The sequence below is a fragment of the Saliphagus infecundisoli genome (assembly GCF_020177375.1).
Taxonomy (GTDB): domain Archaea; phylum Halobacteriota; class Halobacteria; order Halobacteriales; family Natrialbaceae; genus Saliphagus; species Saliphagus infecundisoli.
The window spans coordinates 1-4,446 of record NZ_JAIWHV010000067.1; the positions used below are offsets into that span (position 1 = coordinate 1).

The 4,446-nt window shown below is 51.0% G+C and carries 3 protein-coding genes and 1 pseudogene; 2 read left to right on the plus strand and 2 right to left on the minus strand.

The window, feature by feature from the left end; all coding sequences use genetic code 11:
• Positions 1-208 precede the first annotated feature (208 nt).
• Complete coding sequence (locus LCF40_RS22905; RefSeq protein ID WP_224830430.1) at positions 209-1,336, plus strand: IS630 family transposase; 1,128 nt, start codon at positions 209-211, stop codon at positions 1,334-1,336.
• An 858-nt stretch (positions 1,337-2,194) separates the two neighbouring features.
• Here the strand turns inward: LCF40_RS22905 and LCF40_RS22910 are convergent.
• Complete coding sequence (locus LCF40_RS22910; RefSeq protein WP_224830431.1) at positions 2,195-3,076, minus strand: complex I NDUFA9 subunit family protein; 882 nt, start codon at positions 3,074-3,076, stop codon at positions 2,195-2,197.
• A 210-nt stretch (positions 3,077-3,286) separates the two neighbouring features.
• On the opposite strand from LCF40_RS22910, the gene LCF40_RS23935 reads away from it, so the two are divergent.
• Positions 3,287-4,003 carry a DUF7546 family protein gene (locus LCF40_RS23935; RefSeq protein WP_425504269.1) on the plus strand — a complete coding sequence of 239 codons (717 nt, stop codon included), beginning with the start codon at positions 3,287-3,289 and terminating at the stop codon, positions 4,001-4,003.
• A 97-nt stretch (positions 4,004-4,100) separates the two neighbouring features.
• Here the strand turns inward: LCF40_RS23935 and tnpA are convergent.
• Positions 4,101-4,317 (minus strand): annotated as a pseudogene (gene tnpA / locus LCF40_RS22920) (IS200/IS605 family transposase); the annotation flags it as partial.
• Positions 4,318-4,446 lie beyond the last annotated feature (129 nt).

Consider the following 4,446-nt stretch of genomic DNA (forward strand, 5'->3'; position numbering starts at 1 on the left):
TCGTCGGCAGACAGATCGACAACATACTGCTGGGTTCGTGGCATGAGTGGGTTCAGAGCACGTCTGAATACTACTAAGAGGCGCTCTGAGGAAATAAATCTAGTAGTTCAAGGCTGAAGCGGCACTAGTGGACCTGCCAGTTAATTCGTACCCACCCCGGTGAGTTCTTACTCATTCCACTCCTTTCACTGGTGATAAGCGTGAACTCATGTCTTCTCACACTACCCCTACACCAGCCCAGATCACGTTGTCCTATCTCGAACGGACTCACCTCGAAGCGGTTGTCCGAAGGGCAACCGCTTCACAACGTGATGCGTTCCGCTCTCGGATCGTCCTGTTAGCTGCTCGCGGCTACAATAACACCCATATCGCCCGCCAACTCTCCTGTACTCGCAAGACTGTACGTAAATGGCGCAATCGCTACGCTGACTCTGGCCGGGCCGGGCTTGTCGACAAGCCCCGGCCCGGCCGACCACGCATCTATCCTGACTCCACACGCGCTCTCATCACAGCGCTTGCGTGTGAACTTCCGGCGAACCGTCAACTCCCGTTGTCTCGACTCAGCTCCGCCGATATCCATGCTCAGGCGACTCACGAAGTCAATCCTTGTCCAGCACGATCTACAATCGCCGCCTGGCTCAAGCAGGCGGCGATTAAACCCTGGACGGTGGCATCGTGGGTCACTCCACGTGATCCTCAGTTCAAGCAGAAGGCTGCTCGTGTCTGTGATCTCTACACCGGAATATGGGAAGACGAACCGCTCACTGATCGTGACGTCATTGTCTGTGCTGACGAAAAAACCGGGATACAAGCCCGGTCCCGGCGGAAGACACCGCCGGGACCCGGCAAATCAGTTCGTATCGATCACCAGTACGATCGCCATGGGACCACTATCTACCAAGCTGCGTTCATCGCAGGGACTGGTAATGTGATTGGCCACTGCGTCGACGGGAACACACGAGCGAACTTCGAGACGCTGGTTGAGAAGGTGATGGCCGACCCGATCTGCCGAAGCGCAGATCGGGTCTTTTGGATCCTAGACAATGGCAGCGCTCACCATCCAGCGACGTTCAGATGGTGGCTCAAAAAGCAGTATCCCACCGCAATAGGGTTACATTTGCCGACTGGTGCATCTTGGTTGAATCAGATCGAGCTGTATTTCTCGGTACTGACGCGGAAATCACTGACTGGCGAAAGCTTTCACTCGGTCGATGCGGTCAAAGACCGCATCACCGAGTTCGGGGAGTTGTGGAACAGCGACCCAGAACCATTTGAGTGGACCTACACGAGGAACGACTTGACGAGACTCCTTGAAAGGCTTCCAACGATAGAGTGACTCTCGTTGGATGCGTTTCTCTAGGATGGATCCAATTCCGGAGTACGCACGGCAGGCTCTCGAGGACCGCTTAGAGACGCACGCGCGCACCGCTTGGTCCAAGCGGTGCGCGCGGATTAACGTCCGATTCCGCGGAAAATACGCCTATGTGGAGGTCTTCGACAGTGATCCGTGGATTATGCCTGGGTCGACGAAGGAGGAACAAGAGCAGGTTCGCCAAACCCCAGTGAAGATGTGCCGGCTAGGGTGGACTGGTGACATGGAATCGTGGGAGCTCGCGTTCCACAAATACAGCGATGGCCAGTACGAGCCGTCGATTCACTTCGACGGCTCGGGAGTCAGTTCACCCGAAGCGTGTTTTGACTGTGCCGCTCAGGTTTACCTTCGGTAGCGACGCTCCACACGAGGACAGCTACTGGGTACGAATTAACTGGCAGGTCCACTAGTTCCCGTCATCTACCATGCTAGAACCCTACTTGAGTAGTATATTTTCACGAGTCGGTGTCGGATTCATAGATTCGCCGGATCATGCCGGCATTAGAGATTAATTCGGCCGCAGCCGCGGGCTGACTCATGAGGCGTGGGACCACGGTTGCAGGCTGCCGTGTAATATCGTCGATCATCGGGCCATGGAGCGTCTCTCCAACCACTACCAATAATCCGAGGTTTTCGTGTTCGACCCAAATGCCGCGCATCAGATGAGCGAGTCGGTATTCCGACTGCATTAGCTCGTACAGTTTCTGTGGATACGCAGATTCATTTCCGCCCGCGATTAGTCCGGTGAGGAGATATAGTCATCAGCAACATAAGTTTAATTTATAAATTGTTAAATAGATCTTATTTAGATTTGTCTTGTTTCTACGCGAGGTACGCGGAGAGGGACATTAATTCTGATTTAGTAAATCCAAACTCATTAATATCGTTATAGCGAGTTGTATTTGACATTTTTAGAGCACGTGCTTGATTAACACCGAGTGGGATCTGAGGAATTGGGTCAACGGCGTTCAGTGCAATTACTGCTAATAACATTGGTACTGGAAGAATTTCTATAGATTTTCCGTCAGTCCCATACAGCAGTCGGGCAACATCTCCAAGTGTCAGTACTTCTGGTCCAGCGAGTTCATAAATTTCGCCGACATATTCATCGTTTTCAATTCCGTCGACAAACATTTGAACACAATCGCCGATCCAGATCGGTTGAAATCGTGGCTGGTTCCCACCATCAGGAAGGACCGTTACATATGGCGTGGTATGCTGTCTAATGAACGTAAACGTTTCACTCCCTTCACCAAAAATGAAAGACGGTCTGAAGACTACCCAGTTGAGATCAGAGTAGCGAACAACTTCTTCGCCAAGTCCCTGTGTCCGCCAGTACGCAATCTTCCCGTTTGGATCAGCCCCAAGCGAACTCATTTCGATGAACTTGGAGACGCCGTGCTCTTCGGCGGCTTCAACAGCATTAATAGAACCGCCAATACAAACGCTATCGTGACTTGTCTCTCGTGGCGGCTGGTGTAATGGAGGGAGTGCTGCAAGGTTCATTACGACGTCTTTTCCTTCAAATTCGCCTTCAATAGAGTCATAATCAGTGACGTCACCTTCTGTTAGCTCGACTTCACCCGGTAAGACCGATGGATCAGGTGTTCGTGAGAGCGAGGTAACGTCGTGACTACGGTCAACGAGCTCTGCACAGAGATGCTGACCGACGAATCCATCACCGCCAGTAACAAGGATATCCATGTAGCCAATAAGCTGCGATTCTAGGTAAAAGTTCAGCACGCATTCGCCACCGATATTATATGATATTGGGTGAGGTTTCAACTATCCTTCTGCTATGTAATTCGAATAATCATTCCTCTGAAAGAAGGTTCCGGTTGTTTTTTCATCGACTAATACCAGCCATGGTCATGGTGGGAAGTCCGAGAATTATAGGCCCTACTCATCCAAAATATGACAAGATCGATACTCAATAGAACAGTGCTCGATAGGGACTCTACTAGGCAGGTTCTCTTGTCTGGTATCGCATTCAATCTTTTGTTCGCTATCCAAGTGATTGGTGGGCTCGCTTTCGTATATATAACAGGTGAAGTAGGAAATCGAATCACTCACTTTTTCATTCCGTTTATTTGGATTACTATCTCTATGTGGGTTATCTGGCATACTCGACCGACTTCACCACGGTGTCTCTCTCAAATCCTTGCCGCTACTGGTTCTCTGATATACTTGCTGATCCTGCTGTATCTCTCGGGGTTAATTGGGCTAAGCACTCCTCACCTTGAGCCATTAACTGGTCCAAGTGGGTTCGGGCTCATATGGGGACGGACGCTGGGTTGGAGTCCAAGCCTGCTATATACCGGGGACTGGCTCACAGTAATGATCATTCCCTACCAAGCAATCGGCTTGATTGCGCTTTCGTATCTCCTTTATGATGCGCTACTTGACTTTGCTCGGTCGGCAATTGGAGGCATTATTGGGATCGCTGCATGCCCCGTTTGTGTTGGACCGCTATTCGCTTCAATGCTCGCAAGTGGTGTTAGCGGATCCTCGTTGGTTTTATTCTTTGGGAGATATGGATATGAAATTAATACCGTTCTATTTGTTTTTGCTGTTGGAGTTCTCTATTATCGAAATGAAATTTATATAGCCTACCAGAATATAAAACGATGACGCGCAAACAGATCTGTCTTCACCTATGGGAATTCTACAGGCGGAGCAGGCCGAGTGCCTCGGGGTCAAGCCCCGAGGGTGAAGGCCGTACGCTCCGCTACACGTGTTCCGTTCGCTCGATATACTGCTCAATCCGTGTCGGTTGAAACGTCGCCTGCTGTCCCAACGGAGTACGATTCCTCCCAGAACCCACCGCCCCACAGGTATTGCTCCAAGAACGGTTCGTGCTGTTCCCACATATCTCGCGCTGTGATGCTCTTGACTGTCCGAACAATCTCGCTCGGCGCGTGCTTTGGGTGGGCGGACAGGAACAAGTCATCTGTCTTTAGCTAAGAGACAAACCGCATGACTGCAGCCGGAATCGAAGTTGGTTCATGGCTTAACTGAGGAGGGGTAGGTGTGTCATCCGAACCCTCCTCGCGCCGAATTGAACGACGACTCAC

Coding starts and splice junctions, on each gene's coding strand:
- LCF40_RS22905 (WP_224830430.1), top strand. CDS start 209: ATGTCTTCTCACACTACCCCTACACCAGCCCAGATCACGTTGTCCTAT.
- LCF40_RS22910 (WP_224830431.1), bottom strand. CDS start 3,076: ATGGATATCCTTGTTACTGGCGGTGATGGATTCGTCGGTCAGCATCTC.
- LCF40_RS23935 (WP_425504269.1), top strand. CDS start 3,287: ATGACAAGATCGATACTCAATAGAACAGTGCTCGATAGGGACTCTACT.